At 69.4% G+C, this 20,288-nt stretch carries 17 protein-coding genes and 2 pseudogenes; 11 read left to right on the forward strand and 8 right to left on the reverse strand.

What is annotated here, in order from left to right:
• Window positions 1–103: 103 nt before the first annotated feature.
• The 3 genes from ACFQ9Z_RS36990 to ACFQ9Z_RS37000 are packed head-to-tail and all read left to right on the forward strand — an operon-like array spanning window position 104 to window position 2,292.
• On the forward strand, window positions 104–235 hold the full coding sequence (locus ACFQ9Z_RS36990; RefSeq protein ID WP_383030566.1) for a hypothetical protein: 132 nt from the start codon (window positions 104–106) through the stop codon (window positions 233–235).
• Window positions 232–1,251 (forward strand): 3-oxoacyl-ACP synthase III family protein, encoded by a 1,020-nt coding sequence (locus tag ACFQ9Z_RS36995; RefSeq protein WP_383030569.1) that lies wholly within the window; start codon window positions 232–234, stop codon window positions 1,249–1,251. Before ACFQ9Z_RS36990 ends, ACFQ9Z_RS36995 begins: the two co-directional genes overlap by 4 nt.
• A 3-nt stretch (window positions 1,252–1,254) precedes the next feature.
• Window positions 1,255–2,292 (forward strand): histidinol-phosphate transaminase, encoded by a 1,038-nt coding sequence (locus ACFQ9Z_RS37000; RefSeq protein WP_383030572.1) that lies wholly within the window; start codon window positions 1,255–1,257, stop codon window positions 2,290–2,292.
• Here the strand turns inward: ACFQ9Z_RS37000 and ACFQ9Z_RS37005 are convergent.
• Together ACFQ9Z_RS37005 and ACFQ9Z_RS37010 are read right to left on the reverse strand one after the other, a co-directional pair.
• On the reverse strand, window positions 2,274–2,438 hold the full coding sequence (locus ACFQ9Z_RS37005) for a hypothetical protein (protein ID WP_383030574.1): 165 nt from the start codon (window positions 2,436–2,438) through the stop codon (window positions 2,274–2,276). The two genes, ACFQ9Z_RS37000 and ACFQ9Z_RS37005, sit on opposite strands and share 19 nt — an antisense overlap.
• A gap of 10 nt (window positions 2,439–2,448) precedes the next feature.
• Window positions 2,449–3,678, reverse strand: coding sequence for an RNA-guided endonuclease InsQ/TnpB family protein (locus ACFQ9Z_RS37010; protein ID WP_383030577.1), 1,230 nt, complete (start codon window positions 3,676–3,678; stop codon window positions 2,449–2,451).
• 276 nt (window positions 3,679–3,954) lie between these two features.
• On the opposite strand from ACFQ9Z_RS37010, the gene ACFQ9Z_RS37015 reads away from it, so the two are divergent.
• The 5 genes and pseudogenes from ACFQ9Z_RS37015 (at window position 3,955) to ACFQ9Z_RS37035 (ending at window position 6,670) form a co-directional block, all read left to right on the forward strand.
• The gene (locus tag ACFQ9Z_RS37015; protein ID WP_383030579.1) at window positions 3,955–4,206 is read left to right on the forward strand and encodes a hypothetical protein; all 252 of its coding nucleotides are present in this window, start codon (window positions 3,955–3,957) and stop codon (window positions 4,204–4,206) included.
• Window positions 4,203–4,598 carry a hypothetical protein gene (locus ACFQ9Z_RS37020; RefSeq protein WP_383030582.1) on the forward strand — a complete coding sequence of 132 codons (396 nt, stop codon included), beginning with the start codon at window positions 4,203–4,205 and terminating at the stop codon, window positions 4,596–4,598. The genes ACFQ9Z_RS37015 and ACFQ9Z_RS37020 overlap by 4 nt, the downstream gene beginning before the upstream one ends.
• A gap of 177 nt (window positions 4,599–4,775) precedes the next feature.
• Window positions 4,776–5,252, forward strand: a pseudogene (locus tag ACFQ9Z_RS37025) (hypothetical protein); the annotation flags it as partial.
• Between the two features lie 195 nt (window positions 5,253–5,447).
• Window positions 5,448–6,161 carry a VOC family protein gene (locus ACFQ9Z_RS37030; RefSeq protein ID WP_383030585.1) on the forward strand — a complete coding sequence of 238 codons (714 nt, stop codon included), beginning with the start codon at window positions 5,448–5,450 and terminating at the stop codon, window positions 6,159–6,161.
• A gap of 24 nt (window positions 6,162–6,185) precedes the next feature.
• Window positions 6,186–6,670 (forward strand): annotated as a pseudogene (locus ACFQ9Z_RS37035) (TetR/AcrR family transcriptional regulator).
• A 181-nt stretch (window positions 6,671–6,851) separates the two neighbouring features.
• On the opposite strand, the gene ACFQ9Z_RS37040 reads toward ACFQ9Z_RS37035, so the two are convergent.
• Together ACFQ9Z_RS37040 and ACFQ9Z_RS37045 are read right to left on the reverse strand one after the other, a co-directional pair.
• Window positions 6,852–7,364 carry a hypothetical protein gene (locus tag ACFQ9Z_RS37040; protein WP_383030587.1) on the reverse strand — a complete coding sequence of 171 codons (513 nt, stop codon included), beginning with the start codon at window positions 7,362–7,364 and terminating at the stop codon, window positions 6,852–6,854.
• A 63-nt stretch (window positions 7,365–7,427) separates the two neighbouring features.
• Window positions 7,428–9,020 (reverse strand): ISL3 family transposase, encoded by a 1,593-nt coding sequence (locus ACFQ9Z_RS37045; RefSeq protein WP_383030656.1) that lies wholly within the window; start codon window positions 9,018–9,020, stop codon window positions 7,428–7,430.
• Window positions 9,021–11,793: 2,773 nt separating this feature from the next.
• Here ACFQ9Z_RS37045 and ACFQ9Z_RS37050 point away from each other — a divergent pair.
• The 3 genes from ACFQ9Z_RS37050 to ACFQ9Z_RS37060 all read left to right on the forward strand — a co-directional run bounded on the left by ACFQ9Z_RS37050 (window position 11,794) and on the right by ACFQ9Z_RS37060 (window position 14,711).
• Complete coding sequence (locus tag ACFQ9Z_RS37050; protein WP_383030589.1) at window positions 11,794–13,425, forward strand: hypothetical protein; 1,632 nt, start codon at window positions 11,794–11,796, stop codon at window positions 13,423–13,425.
• Window positions 13,426–13,484: 59 nt separating this feature from the next.
• Window positions 13,485–13,646: a hypothetical protein gene (locus tag ACFQ9Z_RS37055; protein WP_383030592.1), complete on the forward strand. Its 162-nt coding sequence runs from the start codon at window positions 13,485–13,487 to the stop codon at window positions 13,644–13,646.
• Between the two features lie 213 nt (window positions 13,647–13,859).
• Window positions 13,860–14,711: a hypothetical protein gene (locus ACFQ9Z_RS37060; RefSeq protein ID WP_383030594.1), complete on the forward strand. Its 852-nt coding sequence runs from the start codon at window positions 13,860–13,862 to the stop codon at window positions 14,709–14,711.
• A gap of 681 nt (window positions 14,712–15,392) precedes the next feature.
• Here ACFQ9Z_RS37060 and ACFQ9Z_RS37065 read toward each other — a convergent pair.
• The 4 genes from ACFQ9Z_RS37065 to ACFQ9Z_RS37080 all read right to left on the reverse strand — a co-directional run bounded on the left by ACFQ9Z_RS37065 (window position 15,393) and on the right by ACFQ9Z_RS37080 (window position 19,684).
• Window positions 15,393–15,758, reverse strand: a complete 366-nt coding sequence (locus ACFQ9Z_RS37065; RefSeq protein ID WP_383030596.1) for a hypothetical protein — start codon at window positions 15,756–15,758, stop codon at window positions 15,393–15,395.
• Between the two features lie 545 nt (window positions 15,759–16,303).
• Window positions 16,304–18,136: a hypothetical protein gene (locus tag ACFQ9Z_RS37070; protein ID WP_383030599.1), complete on the reverse strand. Its 1,833-nt coding sequence runs from the start codon at window positions 18,134–18,136 to the stop codon at window positions 16,304–16,306.
• Window positions 18,129–18,590 carry an ABC-three component system middle component 2 gene (locus ACFQ9Z_RS37075; protein WP_383030601.1) on the reverse strand — a complete coding sequence of 154 codons (462 nt, stop codon included), beginning with the start codon at window positions 18,588–18,590 and terminating at the stop codon, window positions 18,129–18,131. The genes ACFQ9Z_RS37070 and ACFQ9Z_RS37075 overlap by 8 nt, the downstream gene beginning before the upstream one ends.
• Window positions 18,587–19,684, reverse strand: a complete 1,098-nt coding sequence (locus ACFQ9Z_RS37080) for an ABC-three component system protein (protein WP_383030604.1) — start codon at window positions 19,682–19,684, stop codon at window positions 18,587–18,589. The genes ACFQ9Z_RS37075 and ACFQ9Z_RS37080 overlap by 4 nt, the downstream gene beginning before the upstream one ends.
• Window positions 19,685–20,288: the final 604 nt, after the last annotated feature.

The raw sequence follows: 20,288 nt of genomic DNA on the forward strand, positions 1-20,288 counted from the left end.
GACGCTCGGCTGGGAAACCCCAGCCGAGCGTCTGTCTAAACTGCTCGCCGCCACACGTCAGTGATCACGTGTTGCGACGACCACTGGAATCCGCCGGCCCTGGGTGGGTGACTACTGGGACCTCTTCTACGCCGGGCACACGCTGGAGATGAACAACCTCAAGGCGATCCTGGAGCACCGCCACCGCGGCGGCCTGCCCGTCTGCGTGGCTCCGGCGACGGCGGTGACGCGGTGACCGCGGTCAGTCTCACCGACGTCGCGGCATACCTCCCCGGTGAGCCGGTCCCGGCCGCGTTCTACACCGAGTACCCGGGAGCGGAGGACAAGCTGCGCGGCCACCCCATGTTCAAGGTCCCGCCGTTCCGGCACCACGTGGCGCCGGACGAGACCAACGCGGACATGGTGGAGAGGGCCGTGCAGCCCCTCATCGAACGGCACGGGCGGGCCGCGATACGGGGCGTCGACGTGCTGCTGGTGCACAGTCAGCTGCCGGACCTGCCGTTCGTGGGCGCGGGCACCGAGGTGGCACGCCGGCTGGGCCTGCGGCCGGAGTGGCTCGTCGACGTGGCCAACGCGGGCTGCGCCTCCTTCGTGCACATGCTGAAGCTGGCCCGGCACCTCCTCACCACGACCGACGCGAAGACGGCGCTGATCTGCAACGCGCAGAGCGCGGCGGGCCAGTGGTTCACCCAGTCCGAGGTGCGCAGGCTCGCGCAGGCCGCGATCCCGGGCGACGGCTGCGGCGTGGGGTACGTGACGAGGTCGGCCGGCTCCCCGGTCCTCGACGTGGAGACCCGGCACGTCGGCGACTACGCCGGGGACATGCGGGTGGCGGTCGACGACGGCCGCAAGTACTGGGAGCCCGGGGAGTCCCAGTTGCGGATCGGGTTCACCGACTCGAGCGTCGCCAAGGTCCTGGCACGCGGCAACCGGCTCGTGCCGGAGGTCGTCACGGACCTGTGCGGACGGCTCGGTGTGGCAACGGGCGACATCGACGTCCTCATCACCAACCAGCCGAACCGCACCTTCCTGCGGAACTGGCGGGAGGCGCTGCGGTTGCCGGCCGAACGGCACCTGAACACTTTCGACGAGTACGGCAACCTGTTCGGAGCGGCGATGCCGGTGACCCTGGACCGCGCGATCCGTTCGGGTGAGGTGAAGGACGGTGACCTGGTGGTGCTCGGGGGCTTCGCCCACGCGGGCGACTTCGCCGGTGCCGCCGCCGTCCGCTGGCACGGCGGGCGGGGGTGACCGATGAGCGTGCCCGTGCTGCACCGGCTGGCCCTGAACGAGAGCCCGTACCCACCGCTGCCCGCCGTGCGCGAGGCGATGCGGCGGGCCGTCGCGCGAGCCCACCGGTACCCGCAGTTCTACCCGGACGACCTCACCGAGCGGATCGCCGCATGGTGCGGGGTGCCCTCCGACCACGTCGTGGTGGGCAGCGGATCGGTGGGCGTCGCCCTGCAGTCGCTCCAGGCGGTCGTCCGGGGCGGTGACGCGATGGTCTACGCCTGGCGCAGCTTCGACGCGTACCCCCTGCTGGCCGAGATGACGGGCGCCCGGCCCGTTCCCGTGCCCCTCTCACCGGACGGACGGCAGGACCTGGGCGCACTGCTCGCCGCACTCGGCCGCCGCACCCGCGTCGTGGTGCTGTGCAATCCGCACAACCCCACCGGAAGCGTGATCACCGCCGAGGCCCTGTCGGCGTTCCTGCGGCGGATCCCCCGGCACGTCACCGTGCTCCTCGACGAGGCGTACGTGGAGTTCGCGCGCGGCCCCGGGCTGCCGGACGCGCCCGCGCTCCTGGGCGCGCACCCCAACCTGCTGGTGCTGCGCACGTTCTCCAAGGCCTACGGCCTGGCCGCGCTGCGGGTCGGCTACGGGCTCGGCGCCCCGGAGCTGGTGGAGCGGATCCGCCGGCACCAGCTGCCCTTCGGGATCAACGCGGTGGCGACGGCGGCGGTGAAGGCCTCGCTACGGGCCGACGGCGAGCTGCGGCTGCGCGTGGACGCCGTCGTCGCCGAACGCGAACGGCTGCGCCACGAGCTCGAAGGCCTCGGCTGGCGCGTCCCCGCGGGCCACGCCAATTCCGTCTGGCTCGCCGCGCCCGACCGGGTGGACGAGGGCGCCCGGGCCCTCGCCCTCGCCGGCGTCCAGGTACGCCACTACCCCGGCGAGGGGCTGCGGCTCACCGTCGGCCGCCGCAAGGCCAACGACAGGGTGCTCACCGCGCTGGCGGGACTGGGCGCACCACGCCGCACGGCGGACCGCGCCTACGCGGAGCGGTCCTGAGCGCCAGGGTGCCCGCAGCGGACGGCGACGGCCGCGATGTCGTCCTCGAGCCGTCCGCCACTGTAGTGGAGCAGGTCGCGGTGCAGCCGGTCCAGCAGCTCCCGGGGAGCCGCCGGGCCGAGCTGCAGCATCCAGTCCGTTGACATCCTCGCCCACCTAAAGGAGGGCGATTCCCGTCTGCCGCACCGTTGTCGGGTGCGGCTCCGGGCGGGTTCCCGCTTCGCCGCGCGGTGCGGGGACGGGTCCCCGTCTTACCTGCGCTCCACGGGCTGTCACGGCCAGTCCGGCCGCCTTGGCGACGTTGACCGCCGCGTTGACATCTCTGTCCAGGACGGCCCCGCATGCACCGCAGGTCCACTCTCGGACGTGCAGGGGCTTGGGGCCGTCCTTGACACCGCAGGCCGAGCAGACCTGCGAGGTGGGCTCGAACCGGCCGATGCGCACGAAGGTGCGCCCGTACCGGGCGGCCTTGTACTCCAGCATGGTCACGAACGCCGACCATCCGGCGTCATGCACGGACTTGGCCAGACGCGTACGGGCAAGTCCCTTCACCGCCAGGTCCTCCACCGCGACCGCTTGGTTCTCACGGATCAGCTTCGTGGAGAGCCGGTGGTGGAACTCGCGGCGCGCGTCCGCGACACGCGCGTGCGCCCGCGCAACGCGGATCCTGGCCCTGTCCCTGTTCTGGCTGCCTTTCTCCTTGCGGGACAGGTCCCGCTGCGCCTTCTTCAAGCGCTTCTCGGCCCGGCGCAGGAACCGCGGACTGTCGATCTTCCGGCCGTCGGAGAGGACCGCGAAGTGCCCGAGCCCGAGGTCGACGCCCACCTCGGGCGTCGCCTCCGGCAGAATTTCCTCCGGGCCGGTCTCCACCACGAAGCTGGCGAAGTACCGACCCGCCGAGTCCTTGACCACGCTCACCGTGGACGGCGTCGAGGGCAGCGTCCGCGACCACCTCACCCGCACGTCTCCGATCTTCGGCAGGCGCAGCTTGCCGCCCGCCGTGATCGACCAGCGGGCGTTCGCGGTGAACCGGACGGCCTGCCGGCTGTCCCTGCGGGACTTGTACCGGGGCGCGCCCACGCGCGGGCGCTTGCCCTTCAGAGCGTCGAAGAAGTTCCGGTACGCCGCATCCAGGTCCCTCAGGGACTGCTGCAGAACGACCGCCGACACCTCGCCCAGCCACGCCCGCTCGGGCGTCCGCTTGGCGTCGGTGATGAACTGCTTCGAAAGATCCCCGGTCTTCGGGAACGCCAGCCCCTCGCTGCGGGCGGTCTCCCGAGCCCTGAGGGCGTCGTTGTAGACCACCCGCGCACACCCGAACGCCCTCGCCAACGCCATGCGCTGACCGGCACTCGGGTACAGACGGAAGCTGTACCGAAGCTGCACGCAGATCATGATAGGAGATCGGTTCATGGGGAATGATGAGAACGTTCGCACAGGTCGCCACTGCAGAACCGGCCACTCTGTGACCAGGGCTGAGGTGAACAGTGCACATCCGTGCACACAGCTGAGGTCAGAGCAGGCTAAAGATTCGCTTCACCCCCGGGCTGAAGTCCGGTGCACTGCGAATAGACCCGGTAGCGCGCGGTGCAGCGGCTCCAGCACGCACACCACGTACGCGCCTCTCCTCCCCATCGGTATACCTGATGTATTCTTGCCTCCATGGCACACACGACGATCAAGGTCGAGGACACCGTCCGGGACAGACTCGCCGCCCTCGCCGCCGAGAAGGGCACCAGCATCGCGCAGCTGGTGAGCGACTTCGCGGCGCACACCCCGACGGTGAGCGAGCGCGCCGAACGCACGGCCCGCACCCTGTCGGTGCTGCGGGAGATGTCGGGCTACACCCCGACCCCCGAGCAGGACTCGGCGGCAGACGCCGAACTGGCCCGCCGACTCGGCGACACTGCATGAGCCCTTCCCCCGCCCAGGCGGTGGACGTGGTCCTGGACGAGAGCGCCCTCCTGGCCCTGGGGGCGGGCAATGTTCTGGTCTCGCGGATCTTGCACCAGTCCGCTGCCACGGATTCCTGGCGCGTCCACGTCGCTCTGGCCGCACTCGCGGACGCCGACCGGTCCCGTGCCGGAGTGGCTGGCCACGTCGCCATGCTTGATCAGATCGCCTTCCACCCCCTCGACCTGGCAGCCGTCCTCGCGGCATCCGGAGAGTCCCGCTCCCTGGGCTGGTCCCATACCAGGCATGTGGCACAGCCCGACCTAGAGCGTCCGGAGGGCGCCCGGGTGGTCACCACCACACCCAAGGACTGGGACGGGGTAGGCGTCCGGATCCTCGACGTATCACCCTGAACCATCCCCGCCCTGTCGCCAGCTCACGGCCCGCGCTCGGCGCGGGCCGTTCTGTGACGGGGCTTTTACAGTAATGCTTTCGTTGGCCCATGAGCGTTGCAGCTAGCCGGTGCCTACCCAGCTCGGGCGCACACCGCCCCGGCTCCTGAGGTTCCTGCTGGGCGTTAGCCTCAGCGGATGATTCCTGAGCCGCCACCGAAAGTCATCACTCGTCTCCGCGACGGGCGGATCCACGCCTACATCGTGGGCGCCGGCGTCTACGGGACGTTGGAGCTCGCAGCGGTTTCCCAGCCGCGGGATGGCGAGGAGGGCGTAGCGTCGGTGGTCCGGCAGGATTTGGAGCGGGTCGTGTACACGACGCTGAACTGAGTGGTCTGCCTCACGCGCGCCGGTGACCTCATGTGGGCCTCGGACTTCGAACCGCACTCTGACGCACGCCATGGCCACCGGCCTGGCTGTGCGCTGTCTCTGCACGGCCGGACGGTGTGGGTCTACCGGCCGGACGCGATGGCGGGCCGTGGGGGCGGGGACCAGTGGGTCGTGCACGACGCCGACAGTGGGGTGGTTGTCGCCCGCCGGGAACTGGAGACGGTCGGGCACGGCGCCTTCCACCACGTGCATCCCGTGGACGGCAGCATCTACCTCGACAAGGGTGCGTCCCTCGCCTGCATGCCCGCCAGCGGCATCCGCTACCTGTGCCGTCGCCCCGATCTTCATCGGCGGCGGGTTCTGCGGCCACGGAATACTCGGCTGCAACTAAGGCTGGGCCGCCCATAGGATCCTCGTTCGAGGCGCTGGCGTGGCGCCCTGCCGACCTTGGCATTCAACGGACCGAGGATGCGTGACGCAATGAGCAGCCGACTCTTTGCAATCTCCTTCGCCGCGCACCACCGCGAACGCCTAGCGCACTTCTGGTCGGGCGTCCTGGGCTTGGAGAGAGCCGACGATTCTTACGGTGGCGTCGCCCTGCTGTCCGGGAATGATGCCGGCTACCGCCTCGGCTTCCGCCTCTCCTCGACGCAGAAGGCCGCCCAGAACCGGCTGCACTTCGACCTGACCAGCTCCTCACTGGAGGAACAGCAGGAGACCGTGGCCAGGGCGCTCGCCTTCGGTGCTCAGCACGCCGACGTCGGCCAGGGACCGGACGCATCCCATGTGGTACTCGCCGACCCTGAGGGCAACGAGTTCTGTGTCATCGAACCGGGCAACAAATTCCTCGCCGGCTGCGGCCTCATCGGTGCGCTCGCCTGCGATGGTTCGCAGACCGTGGGCTACTTCTGGAGCGAGGCTCTGGGCTGGCCGCTGGTCTGGGACCAGGACGAGGAGACCGCCATCCAGTCACCGAACGGCGGCACGAAGATCACGTGGGGTGGTCCGCCGCTCATGCCGGACCCCGGCAAGGACCTGCACTTCGACCTCGCACCGGACGACGATCAGCAAACAGAGGTCGAGCGCCTGCTCTCCCTGGGCGCGAAGCGTGTCGACTCCGCCCACGTCGGGGACGGAGCCGTGCTGCTGGCCGACCCCGACGGCAACGAGTTCCGCGTGCTCACGCGCCGGTGAGCCACGGCAGATGGTCGCTGCCGCCTGGCCGATCTGTCGCTGCGCCCGCTCGCAGAGGCGATCGGCTCCAGCACGCGCGTGCTGATGTTCCTGTTCGGGAACAAGGATGGGCTCGTGCGGGCGTTGCTGGAGCGAGCCCGCGCGGAAGAGTTGGCGCTCATGGCCGGACTCCGTCGGCCCGAGCGGCCCGTCGGTCTCGCCACCGTGACGAACACCGTCCGCTGCTGCGCCTGTGGGCCGAGGCATACGCCCGCTCCCTCGTCGATCCCGACGGCCCATGGGCCGGGTTCGCCAGGAGCACCGTGGAGGACTGGATCGACGTACTCGCCGACTGCCAGCCGCGGACCGAGCGGGACGCCGAGGAGGGCGTCGTACGCCGCACGCTGACGCTGGCCGTACTGCGCGGCGCGCTGCTCGACCTGCTGGCCACCGGCGACGAGAGCAGGGTGACCGGCGCCGTCCACCAGCAACTGGCTCTTCTGCGCGGCACTGGACGCACCGGTGATTGACCGCCGACTCCGGAAGTCGCCTGGGAAATCGCTCTTTCTGGCTCCGCCTACTGCTGCTCGATGTGGGGGGAATCGAACAAGACATGGGGCCGTTCCTCCAGAAGTCGTGAACAGCTGCTGTCGCATCTCGGGTTCTGGCTCGCTTTCCGTGAACCGGTCACGGTGGGTCATGCGACGTAGCTCAAAGGCTGTGGTTCTGGTGCGCTTCTGTGGCGAGAAAGTCTCGCGCCGCGGAGGTGACCCGGTCGCAAACGTGCTGCTGGTCCGGAGGTTGATCGTTCGGCAGGTCGAGTGCTCTCGCCAGATCAACGATGGGTTGCAGCGCGTCGGGGTAGTCGAGTTCGGCTGCGGCTTCCTCATAGATCAGCTTCGCTCCGTGCACGGGATCGAGTTGGCACGCCACGATCTGGCCGGCCCACCACTGGGCCGCGGTCCATCGCGCCTTGGCAAGATCTTCCGAGACCAGCGGCAGCAGGCCCAACTCTTCCAGCACAAGGTCGAACAGCTCGCGGGCCTGGGGATACTCACCACGCGCGAGGCCAGCCAGCAGGGGAAGCGAGGGAGCCCCGACGTCGGCCATCAGGGCGTCCAGGCCCAACTGGACCAGGTAAGCGTCCGAAGGACGCTGCCAGGGTTCCATGGCCAGGTCTGCAGCGGCCATGCGGATCAGGCTGATCGCTACTACTGCGTCCACGCTGTCGCCTTCTCATCATCTTTCGGTAGAGGGAAGTCCTATCACCGAGAGCCGGGTGGTTGATCAGGTGGCCAGCAATACGCGCTTCCGTAGCAGGCTGAAACCGGCTCGGCCGAACATCTGGCGCTTGAGCATCTTGATCCTGTTGACGTGTCCTTCGACGACGCCGGAGTTCCAGGGCAGGGTCAGGCCGGCGATGACGGCGTCGCGGTCTCGATCGATGCCGGCCGCGAGAGTATGGAGGCTGGGAAGGTCGTCCTGGCGGACGGCGTCGAGCCACTGCGGAAGCCGTTCCCCCTGCCGCTCGGTGAGCATTTCGGCGAAGGACCGGACGTGACCGGTCAAGGCGCCGAGTTCAGGGCAGTTGGCAAGGACGGCCTTGAGCCGGAGCTGTTCGATCTCGGTCAGCGTCTCGGGTCGGCTGAGGATCCATCTCGTCACCACGCGGGGTGCCGGCGGTTGCGCGGTGACCGGCCGTGGCGAGGTGCGCTTCTCTCGCAGGTAGGCGCTGACGCGGCCGTAGCTGCCTCGATAGCCCAAGGGAACGATCTCCTCCCAGAGCTTCCAGGCGTTGGTGCAGCCCTCGTCCCAGCGTTCGTCCAGGTAGGGCTTGTACTCGTCGAGGACGGAGGTCCTGTTGTGCTGCCACTGGCCGCGAAAGAGGTCTTCCGGCTTCGCGGCGTCGGCGAGGCTTTTGACGGTGCGGTGGGTCATGTGGAGCTGACGCCCGATGGAACGGCGGCTGTGGCCGGCTTCCAGCAGCGCGTGAACCGTGGCGTGCCTGGCTCGGACGCGGTTGGCGAACCGCTCGCTCCGCCATGGAGAGTCCGCCTTCTCCTCGGGCGGCGCCGGTTCATCGACCTTCCCCTCGCGATCGGGGACCAGGACGCGAAGGCACTGGCGGTGGCGGGCGACAGCCCGCTCAGCGGCCTCCCCGAGGTTGTGCCACAGATGCCAGCGGTCGGCGACCTGCGTCGCCTGGGGTGCCCCGGCTGTGGCGCCTTCCGCGAAGAACGGCGCGCGGTCCCGGCAGACAATCTCGATCCCGGGTCGCTTCGCCAGCCATGCGGCCAGGCTGGACGCCTCCCGGTCAGGCAGCATATCCACCGGCCGGCGGGTCTCGACGTCGACGAGCACCGTGCCGTAGACCCGTCCTTTGCGTGTGGCGTACTCATCAACCCCCACCACCCGCGGGGCCGGGACTGCAGGTTCGGGCAATGCATCGAGCAGCCGCAACACCGCGCTGCGGCTGATGGGCACCCCGAACGCCCGGGCCATCCGGGCGCCGGCCCGGCCGGCGAGGGCGAGACCCACCGCGGTGAGAGTCGACCGCAACCGCTCCGTCCACCTGCTGTGCCGCCGGGTCAGCCCCGGCATCTGCTCAGCGAACGTCCGCCGAGCACACGAAGACTCCGGACAGAAGAACCGCCGGACTCGCAGTTGCAGGACCACCAGACGTCCCCCACTCGGAACGTCCGCTGGAAACCGCAGGTAAGAGCTGTGCACCCGGGTCGACTGGCTCCCACAGTCCCGGCATGCCGCCCCGTCCGCCGTACTGCAGACGTCGATGCGTATTGCCTCGTGGCTCACGTCCAGCGACAGCACCGACACGTCCGCGACGGACGGTAACAGCAGGCCCTCCAGGCGGGGCACCATCTCTTCCACGACGCCGCACTGTCGACCACATCAAGATCGGCCCTGGTCATTTTCAGGCAACTTCCCGGATCTCGATCGGAGCGTCAGCCGTCACTCAGCGTGCGCGCATCACGGAAAGCGAGCCAGAACCGCATCTCGTGAACAGAGCCACCCGGGGGAAGCGCGCTGACTTCGACGACTCCGCCCCGCTCAACCTGGTCGACGCGGCCGTGTGCCGGCCGGTCCCCGCCGTGCCCGACGAGTGCGGGACCCAGGCACTGTTCGGGAAGGACCCCAAACCCCCCGCCCCCGCACGTCGGTCCCGGAGAGCACGGACACCTTGTTCTGATCCACGTCTTCGAGCACAGGCCTAGAAGACTCGTAGGAGGCGCGATTGCGCTCAACTTTGATCACTCATGAGTAGGGCGAGAAGTGGTAGATGATCAATGCTGCCACGGCGGCGGCGAACCACGGCCTCTTGATGCTCAGTCCTCGACTACGCCGGTCCAATTGCCACACAAACGTGAGCAGGGAGAACAGCAGGAGCGCACCTGCGAGCACTTCAACGACGTGGGATCTTCCTACATGGAGCATGACCGGGATGTAACTATGCGCTGCGGCCTTCCGTCCATAGGCCGTACCTGGTCAGCCCTGTGTTTGAGTCCGGGCCGGCCGCCGCTACACCACTGGCGTTCCTAGTCTGTCAAGACGGGTCGCCGCATGAGAGTTGGGCGAGCACGGTGGCTGCCTTGGTGTAGGAGGCGAGGAGCCGTCCGGCGTCGCTGTGCCCGGGGTGCAGCTCCCGCTGGGCGACAGGGGCTTCGACCGGGGCGCCTGGCGTTAGGCGGGGACGGCAGCCTGGGCGCGGTCGGACGCGGCCGGGGGACCATCCCCGCGAGCGCGGGGAGCACTTCGTCGTCGGCCGGCGGTCGCCAGGGCGGTGGGGACCATCCCCGCGGGCGCAGGGAGCACTGTTCGATCTCCTCGTCCGTCGGCGTCCGGACGGGACCATCCCCGCGGGCACGGCGAGCACAAGGCCCTCGGCATCCACTCCCCGTCCCGGGTGGGACCATCCCCACGGGCGCGGGGAGCACTCGTCCAGCTCTATGTCCTGCCAGTCCATCGGGGGACCACCCCCGCGGGCGCGGGGAGCACGCGGCGTCCCGGGCGCCGCCCTGGATTGCCTGGGGACAATCCCCGCAGGCACGGGGAGCGCAGTTCGGTGCCCAGCTGGGGAACGTTCTGGAGGGGACCATCCCCGCGGACGCGAGGAGCACTGGTAGACGCTGGTGAACGGGACCGTCGTGCCGGGACCATCCCCGCGGCATGGGGAGCACGCGATGAACGGCAGCCAGGCGAAGCCCGGTCTCGGGGCCACCCCCGCGGACGCGGGGAGCACCCGCGGGCGTTCGACCGCCAGTCCCGCTTGATGGGGCCATCCCCGCGGGTGCGGGGAGCACGAGGAGGAGGACTTCCCGCTGCCGGCGGGTCAGGGCCCTCCCCACGGGCGCGGGAACCGGGCCAGGGCCTGAAAGGCGGCGGCCCGGCCGGAGCGGGTGGCGGTGCACGGGGACGCCGCGCCGAGGACGCGATGTGGGTGGTATGCGGGCGGCCCCGTGCCGGGCGCGAGGCTGGGGCCGGCACAGGACCAGCCGGCGGTAGGCCGGCCAGGCGCGGCTGCGCGGCCGGTGGGGCGGGGGCTAGGAGAGCTGCCCGTTGGCGACGGCGCCGTGGTCGTCGCTGGTGTGACGGTTGCCGCCGACGAACGCGGCATCGGCCGCCTGGTGAACGCTGCTTGCCCTGCTGGTGGTGAAGACCAGACGCAGCGAGGGTGCCGTCGGGGGCGGGTGTCCCCGGCGACCGTGTGGCCCTGGCGGTAGCCATTGAAGTGGTCGGGGGCGGCGTTCGGGTAGGCGGGTGACGGTGTAGGTGTCGTCGGGGCCGGGCCGGCCCCTTGAGGGGGTGAGGGGTGAGGGGCGGCCCGGTGGCCGGAGGCTCGACCGCACGCGGAGGGGCGCGGGAGCGGGTTCCTCCGGCAGCACCGACGCTGCCCCGGCCGGCACCAAGCCGTGCAAGGCCCCGACGGCTGCGGGAGACGTGCTGGGTCGGCGCCCCCTCTTGCCGTCGTAACCAGCTGAGGCAAGACGCAGAACGGCAACAGGCGGGCGGGGAGGGAACTGGTGTGCGGGTCGGCGCGCCGTGGTGCCGGGGGGTGTGCGGGGGCGCCACCGGCGGCGGTCTCCTGCAGCAGCGGGCCGGGCAGGACGCGGCCCCCGGACCCCTGGCCGTCGCGGGGCGGGAGTTCGGGGGCCGGGGGTTCAGGGGTGTCCGGGCGGCATTCCCCACTCCACCCGCTGCCGGGAACGCCAAGACGGCCGCTGCTGTCCTGACCAGCGAGCCGCTCACGCTGAGCCCGGAATAGGCCAGCAGGATCGTCACCAGCCGCAATCGGCATCGGCGAGCCTGGACTTGCCGATGCCGGGGCGGCCGGTGGACGTCCCCAAGACCGGTGACGGTGGCACCGCAGTTGCGGCAGGTGCCTTCGAAGGCCAGGGCGTGGTTGAGGGTGGGGCGGGGCTCCTGCTTCCAGGTGAGGGTGTGGCTGCGGTCGGCGACCTGGGTTTTCATGTGCTGCTTGGCGAGGGTCCCCAGTGTCGCCGTGCCGACGGCCGTCCCGACGACCTGGGCCCCCCGCGAGAGCCTGCGGGGCCCGTGCGATGATCGGCCACCTGTTCGTTGGCTTGTCCGTTGACCTGTACGTTTCCGAGTCTCGACGATTCCTCTGGAGCCCCCTGTGCGTCGGCCTCTCATCGCACCGCTCTCGCTCATCGCCGCCCTGGTGAGCATCCCGGCAGCCGGCCCCGCGTTCGCCGACACCGCCGACACCGTGCTGCCCGTCGTCTCCTCGGTCGGAGGTGACCCGGACGACGCCGGCTACCTGGAGTTCCACGCGACGTCCGACACCGCGATCGACGCCGGCTCCATCACCGCGCAGCTCACCCTGCGCGTCTCCGGTGACCGGCCGGTGACGACCGTTACCGGGTTCACCCTCGTCTCCGGCACCGCGGAAGACGGCACGTGGCGCAGCTCCGACCGGATGGCCCTGGGCACCCACGGCGTCTACGACACCACCGTCGACCTCGCCGACGCGGACGGTGACCACCCGACCTACGTCGGCCGGGGCGTCGTCCGCTACGAGGACGTGCCCTTCTTCACCGACACCGCCTTGGACCGGACCACGGTGGATTTCGAGCACCAGACGGTGACCGCCACCGGGAAGGTGTCGACGTTCGACCCGGCCACCGGAGCCACCACCCCCGGCTGGACCGGGAGCGAGGTCTACCTCACCGGGACACGGTCGGCGGGATCGAGTCCCTACGAGATCGGGGCCGCCGTCCAGGCCGACGGCAGCTACCGGATCACCGCCCCCGTGCGTAACTCCGTGTACGTGTACGCGGTGCAGCAGGACGACCAGACGGTCGGCACGGACCCCGTACAGGTGTCCAGGACGATGAGCCCGACCCGGATCGTCTTCAACAAGGCCGCCGGCACCGCCGTGTACGGCGGCTCCTACACGGTCGGCGGCACCGCGCAGTACCTGAGCCCGACGACGGACACCTGGACGCCGCTGCCGGCCGCCGACCCAGACACCGAGGTGCTCCTGACCGGCCCGAACGGCGCCCACGCCTACGAGCTCGGCACCGGAGGCCGGTTCAGCGAGACGCTCGCCACGGTGACCGGTGACACCAGCTGGACGGCGGGCGTCGGAGGCTTCGCCTTCCTCCAAGGCGGCAACGCGCAGGCCACCCTGCACGCCCTCTCGCACTCCACCCTCGCCTGGTCCGACCACACCTTCACAGGCGCCGGGGCGGTCAGGGTCAAGGGCCGCCTCAGCGCCTCGGCGGGCCCTCTGCCCACCGGGCGCGTCCAGCTCCAGCAGTCGGCGGACGGCCGTACCGGCTGGACGACGGTGGCGACGGTGACCCCCGACGCGACGGGCGCCTTCGACGCCTGGCAGACGCTGCACAAGCCCACCGGCTACCTGCGCCTGTACTACCCCGGCAACGCGGACGCCACCGCCACCACGACCGGCGTCGCGCACCTGACCCGTGCGGTCACCCGCATCACCGGCTTCAACGCCTCGCCGGAGCCGGTGCGCAAGGGCCGGACCCTGACCGTGACGGGGACCCTACAGCGCCAGAACGGCTCCACGTGGACGGGCGTGTCCGGCCAGCACGTGACCATCCGCTTCCGCGTCGCCGGAGCCAAGACCAGCACCGGCATGGCGACCGTGACCACGGGCAACGACGGCAAGTTCACCCTCACCTTCACCGCGAAGCAGGACGGCACCTGGAGCGCCGCGTACACGGCGACCAGCGCGTACCTGAACAGCACGTCCGCCGGCGACTACGTCGACGTACGCTGACCGCTTCTCCCGTCCGGGAGCCGTTGCAGGGCGAACCACAATTTCATGCGGGGCTGCCCGTGCAGGGTGAGCCAGGTCCGCAGAGTGTCGAGGAGGACCGCGGCACCCTGCGGGCCGGCTCGGTCCAGGGCGAAGCGGGTGCGGGCGAGTCCGCGGGCGTCGGCCGGAGCGACGAGCGCGTGCAGGGTGAGCGGGTCGATGGTGTGGACGACGGCGGGTGACCCGGCGGCGAGGGCGCGTTCGGCCTGGGTGTCGGCGTGCTACAGCGCACCCGCGGCCGCGGGTGCGCTGTAGCCGAGGACCCAGGTCGCCTCCCGGGGCGCACATCCTGACATCGAGCGCCGGGGGAATGCGCCCTGAGTGCGCCAGGAAGTCGGTCACGATCCTGTCGACTCGCTGAGACGGCGGATGCCGCACTGTCAACATCTGCCGCCATGACGTCACTTGAAAGCCTGACCGCCTTCCGGCCTGACACCTGCAGCAGCGGCGCTGGCGGTATCGACTGGAGTGCCGTCGGCTCTGCCGGAGCCATGAGCGCCTTCTGCGGCATCATGGCCGGCTTCGTCTTCGCCGGGATCGTCGTCGTCATCGGGGAGAGAAACCCGGCCTCGGGTGACGGCCACGCCTCACGCGGACTGAGGCTCCTGCTGCCCTGTTTCGTCGGGCTGGCCACTGCCTCGTACCTGTACGCGCTCACTTCCGGCGAACTGGTCTGCAACCGCGCCATCACTGAGCAGCTCTTCTCCGGGGCGATCCTCGCGGGTGACGCAGTCGTGGTGATCGTCGCGCTCGCCTGGCTGCTGCCCGCCTACGGCCGCAACACCCACGGTACGGTCAGCTTCTTCCGCGGACTCATCCAGTTCGCCGCACAGTTCTCCATGTTGATGGTCGTCGTGTCCGCCTCCGGCTTCACCAACTCCGTCCTGCACCATCGAGCCTCCGGGTGGTCCGACGCCCTGGTGTGGGGCAGCTGGGTCGTTGTCGCCGCCGCCGTCTTCTACCTCTGGCGAAAACCTCTGCCCTCCGCGCCCTCCAGCCGGCCCGAAGAGGAGACTCCCGAGCAGTGGCGTGACGATGTCGTCCTCGACCGGCGCGTGCGCATAGCCTCCTGGACCACCCTGTACGTGGGCGGTGTGCTCGCGATCGCGGGCGGTGTCGCCGTGGGCATCCCGTACGGCCACTGGACCGTGATGCCGCCATGGCTCGTCTACGGCCTCGGCGAAGCCTCGCTCCTGCTGCCCGGCGCCATCATCGTCACCGCCGTCTGGGCGGTACCTCGCGAGTGACCTGGAGAAAGGTCCTACGGCGCTTGGCGAGGACGTGGGCGGTGTGATCCACAGGAGGCCGCAGCAGCGGCGCTGCTCGGCGGCGAAGAGCCAGCACCGAGAACAAGCGCCTCACCCAGGTCCGGGCGGATGCGCGTCCGCAGATCACCGCCACAACGACGACCTGGCCTTCCTCGACGCATCGAGGCAGCCGACCCGGTCCTGGAAGACCTGATCAGCACACACCGCAAGGAGACGAGCATCGGCGGGGTACTGCGTGCCGCCGGCCGGACGCCGGAGGACCTCGGCCTCACCCAGGACACCGTGACGTGGCTGGGCACCCAGCTCAAGGCCGTCCGATGCCCGCTGTCACCACGTGCCCCGAGTGGGGTCTGTCATCCGGGCGCGGGACCGGTCGTCAGGGCGCAGGGGCGTCAAACTTGAAGGTTGTTCCCCCTGGTACGCGCAGTGGCTTGTCCGCGGGGCCTTTGATGCGGAGGGGGATGATCTCCTCGCGGTGTTCGTGGTGGTCGAGGGCGGTGTCGTTGAGTTTGTGGTGCAGGTAGGGGTTGAGGCAGGTGCTGCGGCGGTAGGGCGGTACGGGCCAGCGGCATGACCACTGAACCGTGCGGCGGCCGTCGGACGCGGCGGCGTCGCGGGCGGCCGCTGTGGACGCCGGGCGGGAGGGGGCTGCTAGGTCGATCACCCGGACGGAGCCGTCACCGACTTTCTTGGCGCTCCCGACCTCTTTGCCTTCTGGCCTGCCTTCTTGCGAGCGGCGGGCGGCAGTGGGTGTCGCTTGGTTTCGGTGAGCTGGGATGTGCCTGTCTGCTGCATGATCTGCCAGGTGGTGTAGACGGTGGCGGCCCAGTGCTGGACGGTTCCCGGCTTGGGGTCGGCGAAGGTCTCTCCTTCGGGCAGTACGAGTTCGTTGTTCCAGGCGAGGGGCCCGTACAGGTCGGGGTCCCGTCGTTGGAAGGCTGTGTCTGCCAGAGCCGACTCAGCGGCGGTGATCAGATGGCCGTCGGGGCCGACTGCTACTGCCTGGCCGGCGTCGACACCGAGCATTTCGCTGGTGCGCGGGGCGTAGAAGTGCGGGGCCAGGTGGGTGATGCGGGGGCGGGCTCCGGGTTCCCCGCGGCTGGTAGTCGGTGGCCGGGGATGGGTGGTGCGGGGAGCGTGCTCAGCGTCCCTGCTACCGCCGCAACGCTTCGTGCCTGCCGGCCGCGCGGGCAGCCGCCGGGAGCCCGAGGTCCGGGCGCGGACCGGCGCGGGGCGGCGCAGTCGGGCGGGGGCTGGGTGTGAGGAACAGGGGCAGAGGGGTCGGCTGCGGGAGTGGTGGGCGTGACCGGCGGGGCTCGCTCCGCGCGGTGCGTGGTGCCCGGGGGTGGGGGCACGGCCCCGCGCGCGGGACGTGATGTCCGAGGTGAGAGGCCGGTCTGTGCGCGGGTGAAGTCGGTGCAGCGCTGCGCGGCTTGCTGCGCTGAACAGGCAGCGGCGAAAGGCTGGAAGGGACCTGCATACATGACCGCGCCGCCCACCGGCGCGGCCACCGCAGTAACCGCTTCACGCCCCCGAAAAGGAGATGCCAGGCTGCATGAGTTGGTTCGGTGCTAGTGAATGGGTGAGGGGAAGAAGCCCGCTCTGCCGATTGCCGTTCCGGTGAAGTGGTAGGTGACGGCTTCGGAGAGCACCTTGGTGGGCGGGTCGCCGTTTTCGACAATGATGGCCTGGCCGGGGAAGGACAGCATGTCCTTGTAGAACCGGTCCACGACGGTGGAGGTCAGTTCCACGTCGTCGATGTCGTCGGGTTCCGGGTCGCGGTAGGTTACCACGGGTGAGTCCAGGACGACGAAGCCGAGATGGTGCAGGTCCCGATCCATGCAGAAGCGGGCCAGTGCCGTGGTGAACGCCGAGTGCAGAACCGCGCGCATCCCTTGGCCGCACTCTATCCGCTTGCGGCCGCCCGCGCGGATCTCGGCGTAGTACTGGTCGTATTCGGCGTGGTCGGCGGCCGGTACCTGCCAGGCCTTGAGGGTCTGTTGGAGGATGGAGTCGAAGTCGCCCACCGTGGCGGTCGGGATGTGCTGGGTCGGGCGTGCAGTGGCTACAGCCCCTTCACCGACCAGGCGGGATTTCTTGTCGTCGAGCTCCGCAATGCGGGCCTGCAGCTCCAGTTCCCGCTCGACGACGGACCGCTCCTCGACCAGCTCTTCGACGTCGGAGCGCACCGCGGCGATGCCGCCTTCCAGGTCGGCGATGATCTGGTCCCACACGCCGATGTCGGACTGGGCCTCCACCCGGCGGTTGATCAGAGCTGTATGTTCGCCGTCCAGGTGGGCGATGGTGGGCAGCAGGTCGGCGAGCAGTGCGGTCGTCTTGGCGGCTTCTGCCTCGACGGCGGTGTGGAGCTGGGTGGTTTCCTCCACCCCGTGGTTGGGCCGCTGGTGCTCGCGTTCGGCGCCGCAGAAGGGGCAGGTGCCGACCTTGAAGTAGCCGAGGATGCTGCCCGCTTCGTTGACCATGGCCAGCCGTTCCAGGTCCGAGCGGTACTGGGCCTCCAGCAATTTGAAGCGGCCCAGCAGGTCACTGACCTCGGTTAGCCGCTCATCAAGAGCGGCCAGCTCCCGGGCGGTTTCCATGCGGGAGTCGACCGCTTCGCGGTGGGATTCGTTGACCTGGCGTAGCGGTGCGGACTGCTCGTCCAGCGCGGTGCGGATCCGGATGAGCCGGTCGCGGAGTTGGCGCTCGTTCTCCTGCGTCCTTAGTTTGGATGACAGGTCGAGGACGAGCTGGTCCAACAGCTGTATCTGGCCCTTGTGGACGCGGCGTTGCCCGGCATTGAGGCCGGTGTCCACGGCCGGGTCGCCTTCCCCGGTGAGCAGGAACCGCATGACGGACAGCTCCGCGGTCCGCGTGGTGGCGGTCCCGGTACGCAGCACCGGCGGCACGTCACCGACCATGCGGTTCTCGGTGACCAGCGACAGGTGCAGCAAATCGCTCAGCGCGAGGGGGCGGGTGCCGCCGGCCTCGTTTTTACGGATCAGTACCTCGTCCAGGCCGAGCGCGCGCAGCAGATGGATGGAGAGGCTGTTGCGGCTGCGGGCGTTGTGGACCGCGGTGACCGACGCGTCCGGCGTGTCCATCACGAATGCACGCAGATCCGCGTGGTAGAGGAAGATGCTGTTGCTGTCAGGAGCGCGCAGCAGCGTCAGCGGGCTGCCGTCCGGCATGAGCAGACCCAGAAGGATCTGTGTGTAGCCCTCGCCTTCGGGGACCATCGCCAGGTCGGCGCCGCCCAGCATGTATTCGATCGACTTCACGATGAACGACTTGCCGGTGTTGGAGGTCCCGTAGATGACGGTCAGCTCCCGGCCGAAGATGATCTGCGCTGGGGGGAGGTTGGCCCCGCAGTAGGTGAGATGGGTCAGCTGCAGTTCACTCACGGCGGCCTTCGAATGGCGTAGATGCGGACAGGGAGCCGCCCAGCAGTTCCGTGGTGGCCTGGCGTACGTCGGTGTTGGGGGCCCAGTGGTGCACGGCCCACTCGGCGCGCTCGCGCAGCCGCTCCACGTAGGGGGCCTCGAGAATGTCGATGAAAGCGGGCCCGCGTTCGGTGGCCCGGTAGACCAGTCCTGTCTCGTCGGCTTCGGCGTCGGCGAGTCCGGCACGGATGAGGACCAGCAGCGCTTGTTCCAGCACGGTGCGCTTCATGCCCAGTTCACCGGAGTGCCCCGGCAAGGAAGGGTGCAGGGAGGGCGGCCCATCAAGGTCGCCGCTGTGAAGTACGGCGTGGTCGAGGACGGCCAGCTGTGCCAGGTCGAGCGGCTGAGGGTGGGTCTCGGCCAGCAGTACCAGTGCCCGCACGCCGATCTCCAGCGGGCTGTTGAGCGGGTTCACGCGGCTCCCCCTTCCTCACACCATTTCAGTCGGCCGTCGTTCGCCAGGTGATGGCATACCCCCTTGCGGTCCAGGGGCCTCACATACAGGGTGAGAACTGTCTCCGTCAGCGCCACGGCACCAGCCGCTTCCAGGACCGCCTGCAGCCGGTCCCAGCCGAGTTCGAAGCGCTTGTCGGCCACCTCTACCGCATGGGCGTGGACGTCGTCCACGACCGCGTTGAAGTGTCCTTCGGGATAGGCGTCGCGAGCGAAGCGTTTCAACGACTCGGCGCTGTAGAACGCCTCGCGCTGCCGGCGCATGTGAGCGCCGGCCGTAGGGTGCTGCGCGATCAGTTCCAGGGTGTCGGCGTCGGCCTTCCACCGCTCGGCATAGACCCGCACGAGCTGCTGAACGTATTGGGCCTCCTCGGGATTGTGTTCGTCAGGAGGCAGCATGACGGCGGGGCGTTCGCGCGGTTCGTCGGGGAACCGGGTGGCCCAATGCGGGGTGCTTTTGTGCTGTTCGAGCATCAGGTCCATGTCGACGGGCACGAACATGGAGAAGTCCGTCTGCTCGGCCAGCTGGGCCACTTCCTGTTGCTGATCGGCCGTCAGACGAGTGATGACCTCATCATTCGTCTCGGCCAGCTCCTCAAGGAATTTCGTACGGGTCTGAGCCGGTTTCGCCAGCGCCGTGCGCAGATTACGGGCGAACGCCGGGGCGACGAAGACGTACTGGACGGGCAAGACGAAATGACCCAGCACCACCCCGACGAACATCTTGCGGATCTCACCTGCGGCTGTACTCCAGTTCAAGGCGCTCTTGTAGCGCTTGCACTGGTAGTTGTCCCACGGCCCTTCCAGACCCTGCGCACTGCGGTACGCGGCCACATCGATGCCGTGGTCTCCGCTCCCGCCTTGCCGCTCCACACGCACATACTCCGATTGCAGGGCAGGCACCCATTCCTTGACAAACTCCTCGAACTCGTCCGGGTCGTACCCGAAGACGAGCTTCTTGGGGCTCGGCATGTACGGAAACTGCATCGCCGGGCCCTTGAGCACCAGCGGCGGTTCGGCGGGATGGCCTTGTGGCGCACGCGTCTGATCCGACACGTTCCCCCCTCGTGCAGCCCGGTCGGTCGCCGTTACAACGGCTGTGACTAGGGATATCACTGATCGATCGCTCACAAAAGAGCCACCTTCGAGATACCGACGGTGACGATGCCACGTCCCGCTCACGGGCAGCCGGACGCGGACGTCCTGCACTCGGGAGTTCCGGGGGTGCAGGGCCGTACAGCGGGACGGGGCGGACGTAGGGGCCGACAGCGTCACGCACCCTCGGTAGGCAATGTCAGTTGACCGTCCGTTTCGCAGGCGTCGCGGGCGTGGTCCTGGACGGCCATGGTGTGTTCCATGGCCCTGCTGGTCCTCCAGGAGGCACGTGTACCAGTCGCATTGAGTGCATTGGGACCACATGAAGATGCGGGGTCCTTGGGCCGTGACGGCGGATAGGGGCCGATCCAGGTGCGGATGTGGCGGGTGCCGATCCGTGCGGACAGGCGTTGGCCTTCGGGGCAGCGGTGTTCGATGTCTGCGGCGACCGTGGCCGAGGCCGCGGCGGTGTGCACACGGTGCAGCTGTGCCGGTGCTCAGCGAACCGGTTGAGACCGGTTGGGGGAAGAAAGCCTTGCTGGCGGCCTTCATCTGGGTGGTTCTC

The organism is Streptomyces sp. NPDC056580, from assembly GCF_042793175.1.
In the GTDB taxonomy this organism is placed as follows: Bacteria; Actinomycetota; Actinomycetes; order Streptomycetales; family Streptomycetaceae; genus Streptomyces.

What these genes read in the sequence shown, in the direction of transcription:
- ACFQ9Z_RS37000 (WP_383030572.1), top strand. Translation starts at nt 1,255, where the DNA reads ATGAGCGTGCCCGTGCTGCACCGGCTGGCCCTGAACGAGAGCCCGTAC.
- ACFQ9Z_RS37005 (WP_383030574.1), bottom strand. Translation starts at nt 2,438, where the DNA reads ATGTCAACGGACTGGATGCTGCAGCTCGGCCCGGCGGCTCCCCGGGAG.
- ACFQ9Z_RS37015 (WP_383030579.1), top strand. Translation starts at nt 3,955, where the DNA reads ATGGCACACACGACGATCAAGGTCGAGGACACCGTCCGGGACAGACTC.
- ACFQ9Z_RS37020 (WP_383030582.1), top strand. Translation starts at nt 4,203, where the DNA reads ATGAGCCCTTCCCCCGCCCAGGCGGTGGACGTGGTCCTGGACGAGAGC.
- ACFQ9Z_RS37030 (WP_383030585.1), top strand. Translation starts at nt 5,448, where the DNA reads ATGAGCAGCCGACTCTTTGCAATCTCCTTCGCCGCGCACCACCGCGAA.
- ACFQ9Z_RS37045 (WP_383030656.1), bottom strand. Translation starts at nt 9,020, where the DNA reads ATGGTGCCCCGCCTGGAGGGCCTGCTGTTACCGTCCGTCGCGGACGTG.
- ACFQ9Z_RS37060 (WP_383030594.1), top strand. Translation starts at nt 13,860, where the DNA reads ATGACGTCACTTGAAAGCCTGACCGCCTTCCGGCCTGACACCTGCAGC.
- ACFQ9Z_RS37065 (WP_383030596.1), bottom strand. Translation starts at nt 15,758, where the DNA reads ATGCTCGGTGTCGACGCCGGCCAGGCAGTAGCAGTCGGCCCCGACGGC.